Here is an 18,782-nt window from a genome sequence, read left to right as displayed (position 1 = left end):
CGTCACGCCCCCTGGCTCCGGCCGGGCGTGAGAACCAGGACGCAACCGCCGCCCTGCTGACCCGCCGTGGTCAGCAGGGCGGCGTCGTAGGTCCGCGACCCGCCGTTCCCGCCGTCCCCGTCGACGACTTCGATCGTACGAGGAGCGAAGCCGCCCACCGCCCGGCAGGCCCACCAGTGGGCGAGGTCGGGACGCGTGGCGTGCAGGCGCTCGGTCAGGGCCTGTACGCGCGCGTCGCGGGGGAGGGTGTCCGCGCGGGCGCGGAAGTGCCGGTGCAGATCCTGCGCGAGGGGCTCCCAGGCGGGCAGGAGCCGCTGGTGGGCCGGGTCGCCGATCAGCAGGAGGAGCAGGTTGCGCCGCTCGGCGGGGTGGTCGCCGGGGTCGGGGAAGAGGGAGCTGTACGCCGTGTTCCAGGCGGTGATCGTCAGGTCCGGGGCGAGGACCAGGGCAGGGGAGGCGGACCAACTGCCGATCATCGCGCGGAGGTTGTCATCGGCGCCCGTGCCCGTGCCCGCGTCCTCGGAGTCCGTTGCCTGCTGCGGCGCGAACCCCGCGAGGGCGAGGACGTGGCGGTGTGCGTCACCGTCGAGGCGCAGGGTGCGGCTCACCGCGTCGAGCACCTGGCGCGAGGTGTCCACGCGGCCCTGCTCCAGCCACGTGTACCAGGCGACCCCGACCCCGGAGAGCGCCGCGACCTCCTCGCGGCGCAGCCCCGGAGTGCGGCGGCGCGGCGTGGCCGGGAGCCCGACCTCGTCCGGGGCCAGGCGCTCGCGGTACGCGCGCAGGAACGTCCCCAGCTCGCCGCGCCTGGCGGTCTCTTCCGCGGTGGTCATGGCGGCAAGCGTAGGACGCGGAGCCTATGAGTGCCGGTCACCCCATGAACGGCGTACTGGCTGCGGGCGGCGGGCGCCGCGAGCCTGGATCCATGCCTGATTCCGAGACGAAGAACTCAGCCTCAGCACAGCACGCTTCCGAGCGGAGCCCCGCCGAGCAGCACGCTTCCGAGCGGCACCCTTCCGAGCGGCATCCCTCCGACGGCGCCGTCATGTGGCGGCGCTCCACCGACTCCTCCGGCCTGACCGAGCCCCGCACCTTCGTGCGCGTCTTCACCGGGCCCGGCACGCTGGAGTCCGTCACCGCCTTCTACGAGCAACTGCTCGGCGTGCAGCGGGACATGTGGTTCACCTATCCCGACCTGGACCTCGCGCTCGCGGCGGTCGGCGGCTTCCTCCTGATCGAGGGGACGGACGAGAGCGTCGCGCCCTTCAGGTCCACGGCGGGCACGCTCCTGGTCGACCGTGTGCAGCCGTACCTGGAACGTCTTACGGCCGCGGGCGCGGAGATCACCGAGGCGCTGAAGCCGGTGCCGACGGGGGCGGGCTTCAGCGCCCGGCATCCCGACGGCACGATCATCGAGTACGTCGAGCACCGCCCGGCCCCGGACGGCCGCTGACTGCCTTCCATGCTTCGGCGGATGGCCGGAACTCGACTCGGCCCGCGGCCCTAGGCCGCATTGCGCAGCCGGTGGGGGGCCGTGTGACCGATGCCGGGCGCGCGGCCCGTGCCTAGTGTGGTGGGCGTCAACACGGCCCTTCCGGCGTAGTGGTCGGACGTCGGAAGCAGACGCAGGAAGAGGTCGCACGATGACCATCCAGCTCAACCACACCATCGTCGCCGCGCAGGACAGCAAGGCGTCCGCGCAGTTCCTCGCCGACATCCTGGGCCTCGAAGTGGGCCCCCAGTACGGGCCGTTCTTCCCGGTCGAGATCCCCAACGGGGTCACGCTCGACTACCTGGAGAGCGACGGCGGGCCGATCACCCCGCAGCACTACGCCTTCCTGGTCTCCGAGGACGAGTTCGACGCCATCTTCGGCCGCATCAAGGACGCGGGTCTCACCTACTGGGCCGACCCGCACCACAAGATCGTCAACGAGATCAACACCAACGACGGTGGCCGGGGCGCCTATTGGGACGACCCGAACGGCCACGCCCTGGAGATCCTGACGAGGCCGTACGGCAGCGGGTCCTAGGCCCCTTCCTCCGCTGCCCCAGCTTGCCCCGCTTGCCCCGCGAGGAATTCGAGCACGAGCGGGGTGGCGACCTCCGCGAACTCCTCGAAGTACGCATGGCGCGCACCGGAGACGAGCTGCATCCGGGCCCCGGGGATGCGTTCCGCGAGCAGGGGCGCGTTGGCGGTCGGGTTGAACACGTCGTCGGTGCCGTGCACGACGAGGGTCGGCGCCGTGATCCGCGTCAGCGCGTCCCAGGCGTCGTGCCGGGCGCTGGCCCGCAGATGGCGGCGGCGCGCGTGCGCGGGCATGTCCGGATCGCCGAGGGTGTGGAACACCGGGTGCGCACCCTGCCGGGCGATCCAGCCCGGGGTGTACATCAGCTCCTTCAGGGCGCGGTGCGCCGCCGCGGCATCGGGCTGACTGAGGGCGGCGCGCACCTCGGGCCCGCGCTCGATGCCGTGCGGCGCCCCCGGCGACGTACAGCCGAGGACGAGCCGGTCGACCCGCTCGGGGTGATCGGCGGCGATCCACTGGGCCACGCGCCCGCCCATCGACGTGCCGTACACATGGGCGCGGTCGATCCCCGCGTGGTCCAGGACGGCGACGACGTCGCGGGCGAAGCCGGGGGTGCTGTAGCTGTCGGTCTCGGGGTGGCCGCTCTCGCCGGTGCCGCGCCAGTCGACGACGAGGGTCCGGTACGCGGCGGCGAAGTCGTCACGCACCGGGTCCCACCAGCGGCGGCTGTTGGACTGCCCGCTGAGCAGGACGAGAGGGCGGCCGGAGCCGTGGACCTCGTAGTGCAGGGCGGTTCCGTCGGCGGCTTCAGCGAGGGGCATGGGGTGAACCGTAGCCATACGCCGTCCTCGCTAGGGTGCCGGGATGATCGGGACACCCATCCAGGTACCGGAGGACTTCGCGCGCGGCACGGTCCAGCGGGAGGGCGAGCGGGGCCGTGCCTGGCTCGCGACGCTGCCCGAGCTGGCCGACGAGCTGCTGCGGCGCTGGGACTGCGAGCCGGCCCAAGCGGTCACGCACGGGCAGGTCGGCATCGTCGTCCCCGTGAGACGGCGGTACGACGCGACGCCCGCCGTCCTGAAGATCTCCTTCCCGCACCCCGGCAACGTGCACGAGCCCGACGCCTTCGCGGTGTGGTCGGGCCGGGGCGCGGTCCGTCTGCACGAGCGGGACGACGAGCGGTTCGCGATGCTCCTCGAACGGGCGGGGACGGGCTCCCTCGCCGACGTGGAGGACACCGACGAGGCGGTGACCGTGGCCGGGCGCCTGGCACGCCGCCTCGCCGTCCCCGCGCCCGACGGGCTGCCCCGGATGAGTTCGCTCGTGGCCGAGTGGGAGTGCGAACTGCGGGACGAGGACCGGGAGTTGGGTTCGCCGCTGCCCGCCCGCGTGGTGGCCGCGGCGATCGGGACCGTACGCGAACTGGGCGCCGACCAGCCGGACACCCTGATCCACGGCGACCTGCACTTCACCAACGTACTGAGGTCGCGGCGCGAACCCTGGCTCGCCATCGACCCCAAGGGCTATGTCGGGGACCCGGCGTACGACTCGATCACGCTGCTCCGCACCCGCTTCGAGCCCCTGCTCACCGCCCCCGACCCGAAGGCGGCAGCCCTGCGGCGCCTCGCCGTCTTCGCCGACGCGGCGGAGGTCGACCGCGAGCGGGCCCGGAGGTGGGCGCAGGCGCGGGCGGTGACGGCGGCGCACTGGGGGCTGCGGCACGGGGATCCGGCGTGGGTGATCAAGGCGACGGAGGCGTTGGCGGAGGCGCTGACGTGAGGTGTTCGCCGGGGGCGGAACGCTGATCGCTGCCCCGGAGGCCGTGCGGCTCCTACCCTGAAGGGGTGAGCAGCCAAGAGCGGTACCACGAGCCGGAGCAGGCCCCGCAGGCGGAGCGGCAGGCCCGCGTCATCCCGTTGCGCCCGCGCTCGGTGCGCACAACTCCCGTGGCACCGGTGTCGCCTGTGTCGCCCGCGTCACCGCCGAAGCCGAAGGAGCCGCTGTGGCGGGACGTGGTCGGTGATGTGCTGCGCCGCGAGCGCCAGGCTCAGGAGCGGACGCTCAAGGACGTGGCGGAGGCGGCCCGCATCTCGATGCCGTACCTCTCCGAGCTGGAGCGCGGCCGCAAGGAGGCTTCGTCCGAAGTCCTCGCGGCCGGCGCCCGAGCGCTCGGCCTGAGCCTGGCGGACCTGCTCTCCCTGGCCCAGACCGAGTTGAGCCGCCAGGCGAGTGTCTCCCTGGCACAGCCGACGCGACCGCGCCAGGGAGACATCCGCCTGGCGGCGTGAACGCTCCTAGGGCGCGGCGCGGCGCTCCTCGGGCGCGGTGCGGTTCAGGCCGCGGTGGCGGCGGCGAGCATGCGCCGGCTGAGCACCTCGTCGGCGAGCCCGTACGCCACCGCGTCCTCGGCGGTGAACACCTTGTCGCGGTCCATGTCCGCGCGCAGCGTGGCGACGTCGTGCCCCGAGTGCCGGGACAGCACCTCCTCCACCTGCGAGCGGATCCGCACCATCTCCTTGGCCTGGAGGGTGAGATCGGAGACCGTGCCCTGCTGCCCGCCGCTCGCGGGCTGCCCGAGCAGCACGCGCGAATGCTCCAGCACGAACCGCCGCCCGGGATCGCCCCCGGCGAGGAGCACGGCGGCGGTGGAGGCGGCCTGACCGACGCAGACGGTCGAGATGGGCGCGCTGATGAAGCTCATGGTGTCGTAGATGGCCATGAGTGAAGTGAACGATCCACCGGGCGAGTTGATGTAGATGGAGACCTCGCGCTCGGAGTTCGAGGACTCAAGGTGAAGCAACTGTGCGATGACGACGTTGGCCACGCCGTCGTCGATCTCGGTGCCGAGGAAGATGATCCGCTCCGAGAGGAGCCTGCTGTAGATGTCGTAGGCGCGCTCGCCCTGCGGAGTGCGCTCGACGACGGTGGGAATCGTGTACTGGCTCATGTCCTCAGACCCCCAGTCCCATCCGCGGCTTGGACGCCGCGGGCCGCACGTCGGCGAGCGAATCAAGCACGCGGTCGACCATCCCGTACTCCTTGGCCTGCTCGGCGGTGAACCACCGGTCACGGTCGCCGTCACGGGAGATGGTCTCCTGCGACTGACCGGTGTGCTCGGCGGTGATCCGCTCGACGGACTTCTTCGTGAACTCCAGGTTCTCGGCCTGGATCGCGATGTCGGCGGTGGTCCCGCCGATACCGGCGGAGGGCTGGTGCATCATGATCCGCGCGTTGGGCAGCGCGAAACGCTTCCCCGCGGTCCCGACGGTCAGCAGGAACTGCCCCATGCTGGCGGCGAACCCCATGGCAAGGGTCGACACGTCGTTCGGGATCAGCCGCATGGTGTCGTAGATGGCGAGCCCGGCGGTGACGGAACCGCCGGGGCTGTTGATGTAGAGGCTGATGTCGGTCCGCGGGTCCCCGGCGGAGAGCAGCAGCATCTGCGCGCACACACGATTGGCGGAGACCTCGTCGACCTGGGTCCCGAGGAAGATGATGCGCTGGTCGAGGAGTTGGGCGGCGAGATGGTCGTCGAAGCGGGTGGCGGGCGTCTCGCCCTCGGAGGCGCGGGGCACGAGGGCGGGGTCCCAGCCATGGCCGAGTGGTGGCATCGTTCGTCCTCCTGATGGTGGGGGCGGCACTCCTGCCGGCCGCGCCCTGGTCCCACCACCATCGACGGCCCGCCTCCGCCAGGTAAGGGTTCTTGGCCTGTGGCAGATTCGCTGACGGCAGAGGGGGCGAAGCCCGCCGCCTGGCCGGTCAGTCGAAGCGGATGTGCCTCGCCCCGGTCCAGGCGCGGCGCAGGCGGCCGGTCAGGGGGTGGTCCGTGTTCGGGGTCAGGTTCAGGTCCGACGCGGCCGCGATGTGGTCGGCGACCTGGGGGATCGTGAGGTGGTCGGTCCGCAGGTGTTCGGCGAACTCCGGCTCGCGCAGGCGCTCCAGGCACAGGTCGAGCTTCGACACGGCGAAGCTCTCGCGGCCCAGCGGGGCGTTCTTGCCGGCCACCGCACGCACCGCGTGTCCGAGGCCGCGCTCGCGCAGGCGTCGCAGGACGGTGCGACGGTCGGCGATGAGCGCGAAGTGGCGTACGTCGTGCCCGCGTTCACGCAGGCGACCGACGGTCTCCTGGAAGTAGGCGGGCTCCACGACGGTCATCGGCACGATCACCGTCCCGCCGTGCTTCGAGAGGGCCAGGTCAAGAGCTTCGTACACACCTTGGCGCCAGGCCGGAAGATCCTGGAAGTCCCCGCGCAGGGGCGGCGGCATCATGCGGTGCAGCCCGAACCCGACGTGCTCGGGGTCGCAGACGACACTGCCGGGAAGCCGCCGCCGGATCTCGTGCGCGGTCTGCGTCTTGCCGCCTCCGAAGGGGCCGTTGATCCACAGAAGCATGCGCAGAGCGTACGAGGTCGTGGAGGGTACGAGGTCAGAGACCGCCAGGGTGGCTCGACAGCCAGTCGGCGTGGAGGCCGCGGAGCCGGTCGCGTTCCTCGGGGGTGGTGTGGATGACGTCCGCGCCACCGTCGTAGGGATGGTGGATGCGCCGAAGCTCCGTGTCGGCGACGAAGACCTCCCCGAGCAGCTCGTCCGCGACGGCACGCAGCAGCGGGTCGACACAGCCGCGTTCCCAGGGGCGCCGGTCGGCGTACAGATGGGTGTCGGTGTGGAATTCGGGTTCCGGGTCGTCGTGATCCTGCCGGGTCCACCAGCGGACCCCGGCGGGGTGCAGCACCGCGCGTTCGGCCGGGATGCAGGTCCCGTCCGATGCCGCGGCCCAGTCCATGGTCACCACGAACACGTCCGTGCCCGCGAAGAGTTCGTCGAGGACGGTGTTGTACCGGTCAAGGACCGTCGCGTACTCGGCCTCTGTCTCCGGATAGCGCTTCGATCCGGGAAGGCTGTGAAAGCGCACCCAGCGGTCGGCGTACGCGGCGCGGAACGTGTGCGCGAGGGGCTCGCACCCCGGATGCAGGTCGTGCCACAGCGCTGCCAGGGGGTGGGAGCTCGCCTCGATGTCCATCGCTCGGGAGCGTACCCGCCTCCCTCTCGGCCCTCGGAACTCGGACCTCGGCCCTCTCGGATGCCGACCCTTCTCACATCTTGCTCAGAAGATCCACGGGCGGACCGCCGAAGCGGCGGAAGCGGCATAGATCCCTCCCCGACCCGACCCGACCCGCCTGACCAGGCGAAAAGTGAAGACGTAGAAGATGTAGAAGACGTAGGGGGAAACACATGCGACGACGGGACGTGGGCCAGGCTCTGGCCCTCTGCGCGGCACTGCTGTCCGCCGCCCTTGTCACCGGCTGCACCAGCGGTTCACAGGGGGCGGACGGCGTCGAGGCATCGAGCGGACCGGAACGGCAGAAGAAGAGCGAGTCCCCCTCGACGCCCCCTTCAACAGCTCGCGAAGAGCGAAGGCTTGGCGAGCAGGCCGAGAGGGCCGTGGGTACGGAAACGATCGACGACAGCGACCCCCTGTTCGTCGAGTCCGGCCTGGAACGCGTCGGCGACGGAATCCACACCGAATCGGAAGTCCCGAAAGGACGTTCCTTCGAGCTGTCCGTCGCCTGCGCCGGAAAGGGAGAGATCACCCTCTCCGTAGGACCGAAGAAGCCCGTCAGTCAGACCGTGGACTGCGACGGGGTCCCCGTCCTCCACCGCGTCACTGACCCGCCCGGCCGGCTCAGGATCGACACGGAGAGCAGGTCCGGAGCCGCCGGGATGGTGGCCTGGCACCTCGCCAAGGCCGAGTGACGCGTCGGGACCTCGCCGCCGTGCTGCGCAGGCCTTGATTGTGCTCACAGACCAGAAGGCCCGGTACCTGGAGAACGGCGAAGCAAGCGGCTAGTGCGTCATCCCCCGCCTTCCCGAGCGTCTTGAACACCACGGAGGTGAGCGCCGCTGACCTGCGCCGGAGCGGTCGATGCCGGGCCGGGCCGGCAGGGGGTTCCCGTGTCCATGGATGCGGAGGCGCTGGCGATGACCTGGTCGAGCCTGTCCCGGGTGTGTGTGAGATCGGTGATGTGCTGGTCGATGTGACCGCGCTCCACAGCCAGGCGGTCGAGGAGTTGCGGTGTGGCCTTGCCGTCGATGACGCAGGGTGTGAGCTCGGCGATGATCTTGCTCGACAGGCCGGCGGTGAACAGCTCCCGGACCAGGAGGATCCGGGCGACCGCGCTTTCCGGGTAGTGGCGCTGGCCGGTGTTGCTGCGCTCGGCGGTGAGCAGGTTCTGCTCCTCGTAGTACCGCAGGGCCCGGGTGGTGACGCCTGTACGGCGGGCGAGTTCCCCAATGCGCATTCCGAGCTCCATGTGATCTACGCCATGACGACTTGCCTTTGACGTCGACGTCAACTTTTAGCGTAGCTGACATGGCCGCAGGGTTTTTGCCCGGTACGTCACGAATTAATGCCGGACGCATCCTCAGCCTCAAGATCACCTGACCCGCCACCCGCCACCCGCACCACGCCGGAAAGAAGCACGCACATGACCACTCACCAGATGACCGGCCTCACCGGCCCCGCTCCCACGCCGACCGTGACGGTCAAGCCGATCGTGCTGCCCGCCCCCCAGCGCGGCCAGGACCTGCACGTACGCGTGTCCGCACCGCTCACTGGCACACGCCTGCCGATCGTGCTCTTCGCACACGGATTCGGCTCCGACCTGGACGGCTACGCACCGCTGGTCGACCACTGGGCCTCTCATGGCTTCGTGGTGATCCAAGCCACGCACCTCGACTCCAAGCGGGTCGCCATCGCCGCAGACGACTCCCGCAGGCCCCACCTGTGGCGCTACCGCCTGCACGACATGAAGCGCATCCTGGATGAGCTCAAGCCGCTGGAGGCATCCTTGCCCGGCCTCTCCGGCCGGGTCGACCACAGCCGCATCGTCGCAGCGGGCCACTCCTTCGGAGGCCAGACCGCGGGCATCCTGGTAGGTCTGCGCGTCACCGACCCTCAGACCGGCACCGCCGACGACCTGTCCGACTCCCGGGTCATGGCCAGCATCCAGCTGGCCACGGCCGGCAAGGGCGGCGACGAACTGACCCCCTTCGCCCACGAGAACCTTCCCTGGCTCCGCGACCAGGACTTCTCCCACATCACCGCCCCCGGATTGGTGGTCGCCGGCGACAAGGACGACCTCCCGCTCACCACCCGAGGACCCGCCTGGACAAGCGACCCCTACACCCTCAGCCGCGGCAACAAGAGCCTGCTCACCGTCTACGGCGGCGAGCACTTCCTCGGCGGCATCTCCGGCTACCGGGCAGCAGAGACCACCGACGAGGACCCCAGCCGCGTCGCCCTCGTCCAGCAGGTCACCCTCGCCTACCTGCGCCACATCACCGGCATCGACCACACCGACTGGCAGCTGGCCCGGTCCGTCCTCGCCGACGCCCACACGCTGGGGCGGCTGGACAGCAAGTGATGGGCTCCGGTGCGCGAGTCCTGCCGCCTACTTGTTTGCTTCCGGTGCAGGAGCGATCCCCGTCGGGCAGGCCCGCCCCCAGTTCGTCTCCGAAGGGCTGTCCAGCTGCAGGCCCGTGCCGCCGATTCCGCAGTAGCCGTCAGGGTTTTTGTCCAAGTACTGCTGGTGATATCCCTCGGCGGGCCAGAAGGGGCGGGGTGCCGCCGGGAGGATTGTGGTCGTGATCTCGCCGTGCCTCGCCGACGTGAGCACCTGCTGGTACGCGTCGCGTGACGCCACCGCGGCCGCCTCCTGGTCGGCGGAGTGGGTGTAGATCGCCGAGCGGTACTGCGTGCCCACGTCGTTGCCCTGGCGGAAGCCCTGCGTGGGGTTGTGCGACTCCCAGAAGAGCTTCAGGAGCGTGGCGTACGAGACGCGGGTGGGGTCGAAGACCACGCGGACCGCCTCCGTGTGGCCCGTCAGGCCCGAGCAGACCTCCTCGTAGGAAGGGTTCTCCGTGTAGCCGCCCTGGTAGCCGACGTACGTCGTCCAGACGCCCTCCGTCTGCCAGAACTTGCGCTCCGCCCCCCAGAAGCAGCCGAGCCCGAAGTCCGCGATCTCCAGGCCGTCGGGGTACGGGCCGAGGAGAGGGTTGCCGAGGACCGTGTGGCGGGACGGGACCTCGAATTCGGGGGTCGCGCGGCCCTTCAGGGCCTGCTCGGGGGTGGGGAGCTCGGGCGTGCGGCCGAAGAGCATCGGGCTGTCCTCCTGGAGCGGGGTGGGTCGCAGTCGTGCGGCCCTTACGTCAACGTGTGCGACGGAAGCCGCATTCCTCGGCTCCGGTGGCCGAGAGCCGTCTCAGTGCGACAGCGTCGCCGGGCTGCCGCCGTTCGCCTCGTACCCCGCGACCGCGAGCGCGCGGTACACCGCGTAGTCCGCGGCCGGGTCGGAGGACACCGTCCAGGGCAGGGCGCCCACGTGGCCGTCCACGTGGATCAGCTGGTTCATCGCCTCCGCCCAGCGCTCGCTGCGGACCAGGAAGAAGATCAGCAGGTGCCGGACGTGCGCCAGCATCGGGTCGTCCGGACGGGCCGAGTGCACCGCGTAGAGCGCGCCCTCGACCGCCTTCGTGACGACCTCGCTCTCGTAGAAACCACGGACGAGATTCACCTCGGGCAGGTGCTCGTACACCGCGAAGAGCGGGAGCGCGGAGAGGAGCGAGCCCTTGGGGGCGCGGGCCGCCGCGGCCTCCGCGAAGTCGTGCGCGAGGTCACGCGAGCCGTGCCACTTCTCGCACCAGTAGTGCAAGGCCGCCAGGTGCGCCCCCATGTGCGCGGGCGCGCGGTCCAGGATCTTCAGCCACAGCTGCTCGAACTCCTCGCGCGGGTACGCGAGACCGCGGGCGATGGAGAGCTCGATGATGTACGGGACGGGGTCACCGGGGGAGAGCAGCGCCGCCTGCGCGCACGCCTCCTTCGCCTCCTCCAGGATGATCCGGAACTCGTCCGTCCCGGACTGCGACGACCGCCAGGCCTGCTGGACCAGGAACTCCGCGTGCACGGCCGCGCCGCCCGCGTCCTTGGGCGCCTCGGCACGCCACACCCGCAGCCACTGCCCGCCGGGCTGGTCGCTGACCCCGCCGGGACGCCGCTGCAGCTCCAGGGAAGCCGCGCCCGCGAACGCCTGCACACGCTGCCAGCGCACCTCGCCGTGCACCTCGGTGCCCGCGAGCAGCTGCGACGCCGCCTTCCAGCTCTGCGACTGCTGGACCACGTCAAGGACGTCCATGAGGTCGTGATCCGGCCCCGGCATGCGGATGTCCAGCTCCTCCTGACGCGCGAAGCCGTAGTTCGCCGGGTCCGCGGCGTCCGGTGAACCGGGGGCGACCTGGCGGATTCCGCCGCGCCTGCGCAGCAGGAACGGGCCAAGAACCGCCCCAATCATGATCACTGCCATCAGCGCCCAGAGAATCTCCATGACTCAAGCGAACCAGACGGGTCTGACACTTGGCGAACCCGTCTCGAACTCGTCAGCCCTCTCCCCGTCCAGGACTAGGCTCTGGCCACATGAGTGACACGTTCAGGAGCCAGAGTTTCGAGACCGTCGCGATCCACGCGGGCAACACCGCCGACCCGCTCACCGGCGCGGTCGTCCCGCCGATCTACCAGGTGTCGACGTACAAGCAGGACGGCGTCGGCGGGCTGCGCGGCGGCTACGAATACAGCCGCAGCGCCAACCCCACCCGCACCGCCCTGGAGGAGAACCTGGCCGCGCTGGAGGGCGGCAGCCGCGGGCTCGCCTTCGCGTCGGGCCTCGCAGCCGAGGACTGCCTGCTGCGTACGCTGCTCGCTCCCGGCGACCACGTGGTCATCCCGAACGACGCGTACGGCGGCACGTTCCGGCTCTTCGCGAAGGTCGTCTCGCGGTGGGGCGTCGAGTGGTCGGTCGCCGACACCTCCGACCCGGCGGCGGTACGGGCCGCGGTGACCGACCGTACGAAGGCGATCTGGGTGGAGACCCCCTCCAACCCGCTGCTCGGCATCACCGACATCGCTGCCGTCGCCCAGGTCGCCAAGGCGGCGGGGGCCCGCCTCGTCGTCGACAACACCTTCGCGAGCCCCTACCTCCAGCAGCCCCTCGCGCTCGGCGCGGACGTCGTCGTGCACTCCCTGACGAAGTACATGGGCGGGCACTCGGACGTCGTGGGCGGCGCGCTGGTCGTCAACGACGCCGAGCTGGGCGAGGAGTTGGCGTACCACCAGAACGCGATGGGCGCGGTGGCCGGCCCCTTCGACGCGTGGCTGGTCCTTCGCGGCATCAAGACGCTGGCCGTCCGGATGGACCGGCACAGCGAGAACGCGACGAAGGTCGCCGAGATGCTGACGCGGCACGCGCGCGTGACGCGTGTTCTCTATCCCGGGCTTCCGGAGCACCCCGGTCACGAGACCGCGGCCAAGCAGATGAAGGCGTTCGGCGGGATGGTGTCCTTCCAGGTCACCGGGGGCGAGGAGGCGGCGGTAGCCGTCTGCGACCGCGCGAAGCTGTTCACCCTGGGGGAGTCGCTCGGCGGCGTGGAGTCCCTGATCGAGCACCCGGGGCGGATGACGCACGCCTCCGTGGTGGGCTCGGCGCTGGAGGTCCCGGCGGACCTGGTGCGGCTCTCCGTGGGCATCGAGTCCGCGGACGACCTGCTGGCGGATCTTCAGCAGGCGCTGGGCTAGGCACACCTGCGCCCGGTCACCAGCCGGTGAGGGGTGGAGTCGTCTCCGAAGGCGGCTCCACCCACGGCTGCTCGACCGACGCCCAGACCACGAAGGCGATCGCCGCCACGAGCAGCAGGAGCCACAGCAGCCGGCGCAGCGCCCTTCTGCGGCGCAGCATGCGGCCGCCGCGGCGGACCGCTTCCTCGTAGAGGTCGGGCGGGACCGAGGGGGGCGTGCCGTCGTCGAGGAGGCGGCGGACCGCGTTCTCCTTGCGGTCGAACTGGTTCATGACGGGGCCGCCTCCCTCAGGGGACGCGGCGGCGCCGGGCCGCGCGGCGGGTGCAGGACCGTCTCCATCGCGCGGGCGCAGATCGCCCCCACCCGGTCGGCGGGCAGGCCGAGCAGCGCCGCCGTCTGTTCCTCGGCGACGCCCTCGTACAGCCGCAGCACGAGAATCAGCCGCTCCTGGGGCGTGAGCCGGGCCAGGACGCCGCCGTGGCTCCGGTGCCGCCGCCAGGCCCCGCGCGCGAAGCGGATGGCCAGCTGCTGGCGGGTGCGGTCGTAGGGATCCTCGCCGCGCATCCGGTCCCAGGCCGCGTACGAGTGGGCCAGGGACCCGGTCAGCAGGGCACGCGCGCGTGGGTTGGCGTCCGGCGGCTCCGTGGTGAGCAGCGTGGCGGCATGCAGCAGCCGCCCTGCCGCGCCCGCGACGAACGCCTCGAACTCCCGGGCCCGGCGGGCGTTCACCGACGCCTGCCGTCCGCGCACCGCGCCTCCCGCCTGGAGGGGGACGGGCCCCCGGTCTCATATGAGGCCAGGCACACGGCCGAGGTCAAGAGGCATGCGCCCGCGGAGCCTTCGGCCCCAGAACCTCAGGAAGCGGGCGCCTCGGGAGTCTGCAGAGCCGCCGGGCTCAAGAAGCGGGCGCCTCGGGAGCCGCCTGCGACGTCTGGCGGGCGGAGAGCGCTGAATTGAAGCGCGTGAGGAGCGTGCAGAAGCTTTCGCGCTCCTCCGGGGACCAGTCACCCGTCAACTCGGCCATGAGGTCACGCCGCGAGGACCGCACTTCGTTGAGGCGCGCCTCGCCGCGCGGCGACAGCTGGAGCACCACGGCGCGGCCGTCCTCGGGGTGCGACGTGCGCTTGACCAGGCCCGTGTCGACCAGCGGGGCGACCTGCCGGGTGACGGTCGACGAGTCGATGCCCATGCTTGCCGCGAGCGCCTTCACGCCCATCGGCCCCTCCTTGTCGAGGCGGTTGAGCAGCAGGTATGCGGCGCGGTCCATGGAGTTGCGGACCTGTCCTACGCCGCCGAGGCGCGTCTGCTCCGCACGGCGGGCGAACACGGCCACCTGATGCTGCAGCGTGTCGAGGAGGCCGGGATCGCTGGCGGTCGTCATGTCCGGAGTTGTGGGCATGGCCGGGGGCTCACTTCATGCGAGGGCGATGGGTTGGGGGACAGGGTACGCGGCCGGGACGCGGGGCGTACCAGCGCTGCGCAAACCAGTCTCGGCACGTGGTCACCACAGGAGGACCCTGGTGTGAACTGGGAGACTGGCTGTCATGAGCTACCGCACGCCTCACTCCTTGCCGACGGTCACCCTCGACGACGTGCGCGGTGCCCAGAAGATGCTCTCGGGTGTGTCCAGGGTGACGGCGATGGAAGGCAGCAGGCACCTGTCGCAGCTGGTGGGCGCGCCGGTCCACTTCAAGTGCGAGAACCTCCAGCGGACGGGCTCCTTCAAACTGCGCGGTGCGTACGTACGGATCGCGGGCCTGCTCCCCGAGGAGCGCGCGGCCGGAGTGGTCGCGGCGAGCGCGGGCAACCACGCGCAGGGAGTGGCCCTCGCGTCCTCGTTGCTCGGCGTGCGGTCCACGGTCTTCATGCCGGTGGGCGCCCCGCTGCCCAAGGTCGCGGCGACCCGTGAGTACGGCGCGGAGGTGCGGCTGCACGGTCAGGTGGTCGACGAGACGCTGGCCGCCGCGCAGGAGTACGCGCACGAGACGGGCGCGGTGTTCATCCACCCCTTCGACCACCCCGACATCATCGCGGGGCAGGGCACGGTGGGCCTGGAGATCCTGGAGCAGTGCCCCGAGCTGCGCACCCTGGTCCTCGGCGTCGGCGGCGGCGGGCTCGCCGCGGGCATCGCGGTGGCGGTCAAGACGCTGCGCCCTGACGTCAAGGTGATCGGCGTGCAGGCGGCGGGCTCGGCGGCGTACCCGCCCTCGCTCGCGGCCGGGCACCCGGTGTCGATCGAGAACCCGGCGACGATGGCCGACGGCATCAAGGTCGGGCGCCCCGGCGACGTGCCGTTCCGGATCATCGAGGACCTGCTCGACGACGTGGTCACCGTCTCCGAGGACGAGCTGTCCAGCGCGCTGCTGCTCTGCCTGGAGCGGGCCAAGATGGTCGTCGAGCCCGCGGGCGCGAGCCCCGTCGCGGCGCTCCTGAGCAGGCCGCGGGACTTCGAGGGGCCGGTGGTCGCGCTCCTGTCGGGCGGCAATGTGGACCCGCTCCTGATGCAGCGGATCCTGCGCCACGGCATGGCGGCGGCGGGCCGCTATCTGTCGCTGCGCCTGCGCCTCACGGACCGGCCGGGCGCGCTTGCCACGCTCCTCGGGGTGTTGTCGGTGGTCGACGCCAACGTCCTGGACGTGGGCCATGTGCGGACCGATCCGCGCCTCGGACTCACTGAGGTGGAGGTGGAGTTGCACCTGGAGACCAAGGGGCCCGCGCACTGCGCGGAGGTCGGCGCGGCTCTGCGCGAGGCGGGGTACACCGTCATCGGCTGACGGCCCCCAGATGCGGTGAACGCGGCGAAATTCGCCTGCACGCAACGCAGTTCCCCGCTATTTTGCGTTGTCCACAGCCTTCGCCAACCGTTGTCCACAGCCCTCGTCAACCCCGTTGAGAGACGCGATGCATCGCGATATGGTGTGTCTCACGTCACCAGTCATCGAGCGCGTCATACCCGGCAAATCTAATCTTTCCGTAGCAGGTAACCCAAGCCACTGGGAGAACTCACATGCCAGGCGCCATCTACGCCGAAGGCCTCGTGAAGACCTTCGGCGACGTAAGGGCTCTGGACGGCGTCGATCTGGATGTCCCCGAGGGCACCGTGCTCGGCCTTCTCGGGCCGAACGGCGCGGGCAAGACCACGGCGGTGCGCTGCCTGACGACGCTTCTGACGCCGGACAGCGGCCGGGCGGTCGTCGCGGGCGTCGACGTGCTGAAGCATCCGAACGAAGTGCGGCGCTCGATCGGCCTCTCCGGCCAGTTCGCCGCCGTCGACGAGTATCTGACGGGCCGTGAGAACCTCCAGATGGTCGGCCAGCTCTACCAGATGAAGGCCAAGGAGGCGAAGGCCAGGGCGGGCGAGCTGCTCGACCGGTTCAACCTCGCCGATGCCGCGGACCGCCCCTCCAAGACGTATTCGGGAGGCATGCGCCGCCGCCTCGACCTCGCGGCGGCGCTCGTCGTGTCGCCCCCGGTGATGTTCATGGACGAGCCGACCACGGGCCTGGACCCGCGCAACCGCCAGCAGCTCTGGGAGGTCATCCAGGAGCTGGTGTCGGGCGGCACGACCCTGCTGCTCACCACCCAGTACCTCGAAGAGGCCGACCACCTGGCGCACGACATCTGCGTCATCGACCACGGCCGGGTCATCGCGCGCGGCACCTCCGACCAGCTCAAGGCGCAGACCGGCGGCGAGCGCGTCGAGGTCGTGGTGCACGAGCGCGAGCACATCACCCCGGCCACGGAGGTCCTGCGCGGCCTCGGCAAGGGCGAGGTCGCCGTCGAGAGCCACACCCGCAAGCTCACGGTCCCGGTCTCCGGCGGCGCCAAGCTGCTCGCCGAGGTCATCCGCGAGCTGGACGTCCGCGGCGTCGAGATCGACGACATCGGGCTGCGCCGCCCGACCCTGGACGACGTCTTCATCTCGCTGACGGGCCACGTCGCCGAGCTGAAGGACGAGACGAACGGCGAGACGGCGGACGACGAGGGCACGGGCGAGAAGGAGACCGACAAGTGAGCGCTGCATCGGACACGCGACAGCTCCTGGCGCCCCGCCCCAAGGGCGGCATCGTCCAGTCGGGCAGGGACTCGCTGGTCGTGGCCCGCAGGAACCTGATCCGCATGACCAGGATCCCCGAGATGATCCTCTTCGGGGTCATCCAGCCGGTGATGTTCGTGGTGCTGTTCACGTACGTCTTCGGTGGCTCCATCAACATCCCGGGCGCCCCCGCCGGAAGCGCGAGCGCGTACAAGGAATTCCTGATGGCGGGCATCTTCGCGCAGACCGTCACGTTCGCCACGGCGGGCGCGGGCGCGGGCATCGCCGACGACATGCACAAGGGGCTGATCGACCGCTTCCGGTCGCTGCCGATGGCGCGGGGCGCCGTGCTGACCGGTCGCACCCTCGCGGATCTGGTGCAGACGGCCGTGACCCTGGCCGTGCTCGCGGTGGTGGCCCTGATCGTCGGCTGGCGCACGCACGAGAGCATCGGCGAGGTGCTCGCGGGCTTCGGCCTGCTCCTGCTCCTCGGGTATGCGTTCACCTGGATCGGCGCACTGATCGGCCTGTCCGTGCGGACCCCCGAGGCGGCGACCTCGGGAGGGCTGATCTGGCTGTTCCCGCTGACGTTCATCTCGAACGCGTTCGTGCCGGTCAACGGCATGCCGAAGTTCCTTCAGTACGTCGCCGAATGGAACCCCTTCAGCGCCACGGTGGCGGCGGCCCGAGAGCTGTTCGGCAACACGATCGAGGGCGTCCCGAAGTCGGTCACCGGAGCCTGGCCGATGGAGCACCCCGTCTGGGCGTCGCTGATCTGGTCCGTGCTGATCATCCTGGTGTTCCGCACGCTCGCGGTCCGCAAGTACCGCCGGGCGGCCTGAGTCCGGGCATGCGAAAGGCCCCCCGCGCTCGATGCGCGGGGGGCCTTTCGCGTGGCCGACGCAGGGGGCCTCAGGCCTGGTAGGGCTTCGCCTCAAGGATCTTGACCGAGGCGAGCTTGCCGTTCGGCAGTTCGTACTGCGCGTCCTCGCCGATCTTCTTGCCGTTCACGCCGCTGCCGAGCGGGGACTGCGGCGAATACGTCTCGATGTCGCTGCTCGCGTACTCGCGCGAGGCGAGCAGGAACGCCAGGGTGTCGTCCTCGTCGCCGTCGAAGGCGATCGTCACGACCATGCCGGGCGCGACCGCGCCGTCCGCGGCCGGCGCCTCGCCGACCTTCGCGTGCTCCAGGAGCTGGGTCAGCTGGCGGACGCGGAGCTCCTGCTTGCCCTGCTCCTCCTTGGCCGCGTGGTACCCGCCGTTCTCGCGCAGGTCGCCCTCCTCACGTGCCGCCGCGATCTTCGTAGCGATCTCGGTGCGCGCAGGACCAGACAGGTACTCCAGCTCGGCCTTGAGCTGGTTGTACGCCTCCTGGGTCAGCCAGGTGACGTTTTCGCTGGTCTGGGTCACAGGTGCTCCTCGTAGGTACTGGGAATACAAAGCATCGCCCTACCCAGAAGGATGTTCCCTAACGGGTGGGCGAAACCACGAGCCTAACAATTCAGGCGCCTGAGGGGGAGGACATAAGCCATCAGAAATACGTCAACGCAGGTGAGGGCCGGTACCCCGGTGGCGTCGGGCGACCGGTGGGACGCGAGGGGCGCCCCGAAGGCGGCCCGCGTCAGCCCGAGTGGCAGCCGAGGAGCTCCGCGCTCGTCCCGCGGGCCTTCGTGCGCAGCGTGAGGACCTTGTCGATCCGGCCGGTGTCCTGGTCGAAGCGGAAGTCCCTGCGGCCCACCTCTTCACCGTCCTCGGCCTGTGAACGCAGGGTGCAGTAGCCGTTCGCGTCGGCGTCCTTGCGCACCTCCAGGTGCACCTCGACCGCACTGTCCGAGACGACGCTGAACTTGATCACTTCGCCGCTGATCTTCGTGCCGGAGACGTAGTCGTATCCGAACCAGCCGACCATCAGGAGGAAGAGCACACCGAGGACGCCACCGGCGATCTTGAGCTTGTGGTCCGCGCGCTCATCGGCCGAGCGCGAGTGGCCGTATCGCCCCTCGGGGGCCTTCTCGCTCACGGCGGTCATGATCGTCCTCCAGGAAAGGGGATGCCGGAATTTTCCGCCCCCCGGTTCCGTCACTATAGAAGCCGC

24 protein-coding genes are annotated in these 18,782 nt (G+C 70.7%); 10 read left to right on the top strand and 14 right to left on the bottom strand.

What is annotated here, in order from left to right; translation table 11 throughout:
• Positions 1 to 2: 2 nt before the first annotated feature.
• Complete coding sequence (locus tag M4V62_RS16995) at positions 3 to 833, bottom strand: helix-turn-helix transcriptional regulator (RefSeq protein ID WP_249588113.1); 831 nt, start codon at positions 831 to 833, stop codon at positions 3 to 5.
• Between the two features lie 92 nt (positions 834 to 925).
• Between M4V62_RS16995 and M4V62_RS16990 the strand changes: the two genes are divergently transcribed.
• Positions 926 to 1,453 carry a VOC family protein gene (locus M4V62_RS16990; protein WP_249588112.1) on the top strand — a complete coding sequence of 176 codons (528 nt, stop codon included), beginning with the start codon at positions 926 to 928 and terminating at the stop codon, positions 1,451 to 1,453.
• A gap of 190 nt (positions 1,454 to 1,643) precedes the next feature.
• Entirely contained in the window at positions 1,644 to 2,030 is a 387-nt protein-coding gene (locus M4V62_RS16985; protein WP_249588111.1) for a VOC family protein, read from the top strand.
• On the opposite strand, the gene M4V62_RS16980 is transcribed toward M4V62_RS16985, so the two are convergent.
• Positions 2,027 to 2,848, bottom strand: coding sequence for an alpha/beta fold hydrolase (locus tag M4V62_RS16980; RefSeq protein WP_249588110.1), 822 nt, complete (start codon positions 2,846 to 2,848; stop codon positions 2,027 to 2,029). The two genes, M4V62_RS16985 and M4V62_RS16980, sit on opposite strands and share 4 nt — an antisense overlap.
• 43 nt (positions 2,849 to 2,891) lie before the next feature.
• Here M4V62_RS16980 and M4V62_RS16975 point away from each other — a divergent pair, with 43 nt between their 5' ends.
• Together M4V62_RS16975 and M4V62_RS16970 are read left to right on the top strand one after the other, a co-directional pair.
• Positions 2,892 to 3,806, top strand: a complete 915-nt coding sequence (locus M4V62_RS16975) for an aminoglycoside phosphotransferase family protein (protein WP_249588109.1) — start codon at positions 2,892 to 2,894, stop codon at positions 3,804 to 3,806.
• Positions 3,807 to 3,871: 65 nt separating this feature from the next.
• Complete coding sequence (locus M4V62_RS16970; protein WP_425575058.1) at positions 3,872 to 4,315, top strand: helix-turn-helix domain-containing protein; 444 nt, start codon at positions 3,872 to 3,874, stop codon at positions 4,313 to 4,315.
• Between the two features lie 44 nt (positions 4,316 to 4,359).
• Here M4V62_RS16970 and M4V62_RS16965 read toward each other — a convergent pair whose 3' ends face one another.
• From M4V62_RS16965 to M4V62_RS16950, 4 genes are all read right to left on the bottom strand, one after another.
• Complete coding sequence (locus M4V62_RS16965; RefSeq protein ID WP_249588108.1) at positions 4,360 to 4,974, bottom strand: ClpP family protease; 615 nt, start codon at positions 4,972 to 4,974, stop codon at positions 4,360 to 4,362.
• Between the two features lie 4 nt (positions 4,975 to 4,978).
• A complete protein-coding gene (locus tag M4V62_RS16960; protein ID WP_249588107.1) occupies positions 4,979 to 5,638 on the bottom strand; it encodes an ATP-dependent Clp protease proteolytic subunit in 660 nt (219 codons plus the stop codon).
• A 148-nt stretch (positions 5,639 to 5,786) separates the two neighbouring features.
• The gene (locus M4V62_RS16955) at positions 5,787 to 6,419 is read right to left on the bottom strand and encodes an AAA family ATPase (RefSeq protein ID WP_249588106.1); all 633 of its coding nucleotides are present in this window, start codon (positions 6,417 to 6,419) and stop codon (positions 5,787 to 5,789) included.
• A gap of 34 nt (positions 6,420 to 6,453) precedes the next feature.
• A complete protein-coding gene (locus M4V62_RS16950) occupies positions 6,454 to 7,047 on the bottom strand; it encodes a DUF3885 domain-containing protein (protein ID WP_249588105.1) in 594 nt (197 codons plus the stop codon).
• Positions 7,048 to 7,259: 212 nt separating this feature from the next.
• Here M4V62_RS16950 and M4V62_RS16945 point away from each other — a divergent pair, with 212 nt between their 5' ends.
• Positions 7,260 to 7,781 carry a DUF6023 family protein gene (locus tag M4V62_RS16945; protein ID WP_249588104.1) on the top strand — a complete coding sequence of 174 codons (522 nt, stop codon included), beginning with the start codon at positions 7,260 to 7,262 and terminating at the stop codon, positions 7,779 to 7,781.
• A 98-nt stretch (positions 7,782 to 7,879) separates the two neighbouring features.
• Here M4V62_RS16945 and M4V62_RS16940 read toward each other — a convergent pair whose 3' ends face one another.
• A complete protein-coding gene (locus M4V62_RS16940) occupies positions 7,880 to 8,326 on the bottom strand; it encodes a MerR family transcriptional regulator (protein WP_249588103.1) in 447 nt (148 codons plus the stop codon).
• A 186-nt stretch (positions 8,327 to 8,512) separates the two neighbouring features.
• Between M4V62_RS16940 and M4V62_RS16935 the strand changes: the two genes are divergently transcribed.
• On the top strand, positions 8,513 to 9,451 hold the full coding sequence (locus M4V62_RS16935; RefSeq protein WP_249588102.1) for an alpha/beta hydrolase family protein: 939 nt from the start codon (positions 8,513 to 8,515) through the stop codon (positions 9,449 to 9,451).
• 27 nt (positions 9,452 to 9,478) lie between these two features.
• On the opposite strand, the gene msrA is transcribed toward M4V62_RS16935, so the two are convergent.
• On the bottom strand, positions 9,479 to 10,186 hold the full coding sequence (gene msrA / locus M4V62_RS16930) for a peptide-methionine (S)-S-oxide reductase MsrA (protein WP_249588101.1): 708 nt from the start codon (positions 10,184 to 10,186) through the stop codon (positions 9,479 to 9,481).
• A 102-nt stretch (positions 10,187 to 10,288) separates the two neighbouring features.
• Positions 10,289 to 11,407 carry a hypothetical protein gene (locus tag M4V62_RS16925; protein WP_249588100.1) on the bottom strand — a complete coding sequence of 373 codons (1,119 nt, stop codon included), beginning with the start codon at positions 11,405 to 11,407 and terminating at the stop codon, positions 10,289 to 10,291.
• Between the two features lie 89 nt (positions 11,408 to 11,496).
• Here M4V62_RS16925 and M4V62_RS16920 point away from each other — a divergent pair, with 89 nt between their 5' ends.
• A complete protein-coding gene (locus tag M4V62_RS16920) occupies positions 11,497 to 12,651 on the top strand; it encodes a cystathionine gamma-synthase (RefSeq protein WP_249588099.1) in 1,155 nt (384 codons plus the stop codon).
• Positions 12,652 to 12,667: 16 nt separating this feature from the next.
• Here the strand turns inward: M4V62_RS16920 and M4V62_RS16915 are convergent, their stop codons facing one another.
• From M4V62_RS16915 to M4V62_RS16905, 3 genes are all read right to left on the bottom strand, one after another.
• Complete coding sequence (locus M4V62_RS16915; protein ID WP_249588098.1) at positions 12,668 to 12,922, bottom strand: hypothetical protein; 255 nt, start codon at positions 12,920 to 12,922, stop codon at positions 12,668 to 12,670.
• Complete coding sequence (locus tag M4V62_RS16910) at positions 12,919 to 13,401, bottom strand: sigma factor-like helix-turn-helix DNA-binding protein (RefSeq protein WP_249588097.1); 483 nt, start codon at positions 13,399 to 13,401, stop codon at positions 12,919 to 12,921. Before M4V62_RS16910 ends, M4V62_RS16915 begins: the two co-directional genes overlap by 4 nt.
• A gap of 145 nt (positions 13,402 to 13,546) precedes the next feature.
• Positions 13,547 to 14,050 carry a MarR family winged helix-turn-helix transcriptional regulator gene (locus M4V62_RS16905; protein WP_249588096.1) on the bottom strand — a complete coding sequence of 168 codons (504 nt, stop codon included), beginning with the start codon at positions 14,048 to 14,050 and terminating at the stop codon, positions 13,547 to 13,549.
• 145 nt (positions 14,051 to 14,195) lie between these two features.
• Here M4V62_RS16905 and ilvA point away from each other — a divergent pair, with 145 nt between their 5' ends.
• The 3 genes from ilvA to M4V62_RS16890 all read left to right on the top strand — a co-directional run bounded on the left by ilvA (position 14,196) and on the right by M4V62_RS16890 (position 17,529).
• On the top strand, positions 14,196 to 15,425 hold the full coding sequence (gene ilvA / locus M4V62_RS16900; protein ID WP_249588095.1) for a threonine ammonia-lyase: 1,230 nt from the start codon (positions 14,196 to 14,198) through the stop codon (positions 15,423 to 15,425).
• A gap of 233 nt (positions 15,426 to 15,658) precedes the next feature.
• Complete coding sequence (locus M4V62_RS16895; RefSeq protein ID WP_249588094.1) at positions 15,659 to 16,666, top strand: ATP-binding cassette domain-containing protein; 1,008 nt, start codon at positions 15,659 to 15,661, stop codon at positions 16,664 to 16,666.
• A complete protein-coding gene (locus M4V62_RS16890; RefSeq protein WP_249588093.1) occupies positions 16,663 to 17,529 on the top strand; it encodes an ABC transporter permease in 867 nt (288 codons plus the stop codon). The genes M4V62_RS16895 and M4V62_RS16890 overlap by 4 nt, the downstream gene beginning before the upstream one ends.
• Positions 17,530 to 17,599: 70 nt before the next feature.
• Here the strand turns inward: M4V62_RS16890 and greA are convergent, their stop codons facing one another.
• Both greA and M4V62_RS16880 read right to left on the bottom strand, forming a co-directional pair.
• The gene (gene greA / locus M4V62_RS16885) at positions 17,600 to 18,097 is read right to left on the bottom strand and encodes a transcription elongation factor GreA (protein ID WP_249588092.1); all 498 of its coding nucleotides are present in this window, start codon (positions 18,095 to 18,097) and stop codon (positions 17,600 to 17,602) included.
• A 211-nt stretch (positions 18,098 to 18,308) separates the two neighbouring features.
• Positions 18,309 to 18,716 (bottom strand): DUF4307 domain-containing protein, encoded by a 408-nt coding sequence (locus M4V62_RS16880; RefSeq protein WP_249588091.1) that lies wholly within the window; start codon positions 18,714 to 18,716, stop codon positions 18,309 to 18,311.
• Positions 18,717 to 18,782 lie beyond the last annotated feature (66 nt).

Source organism: Streptomyces durmitorensis, assembly GCF_023498005.1.
GTDB lineage: Bacteria > Actinomycetota > Actinomycetes > Streptomycetales > Streptomycetaceae > Streptomyces > Streptomyces durmitorensis.
Note: the sequence above shows the minus strand (reverse complement) of the source record. Positions and strands in the feature narration are given on the sequence as shown.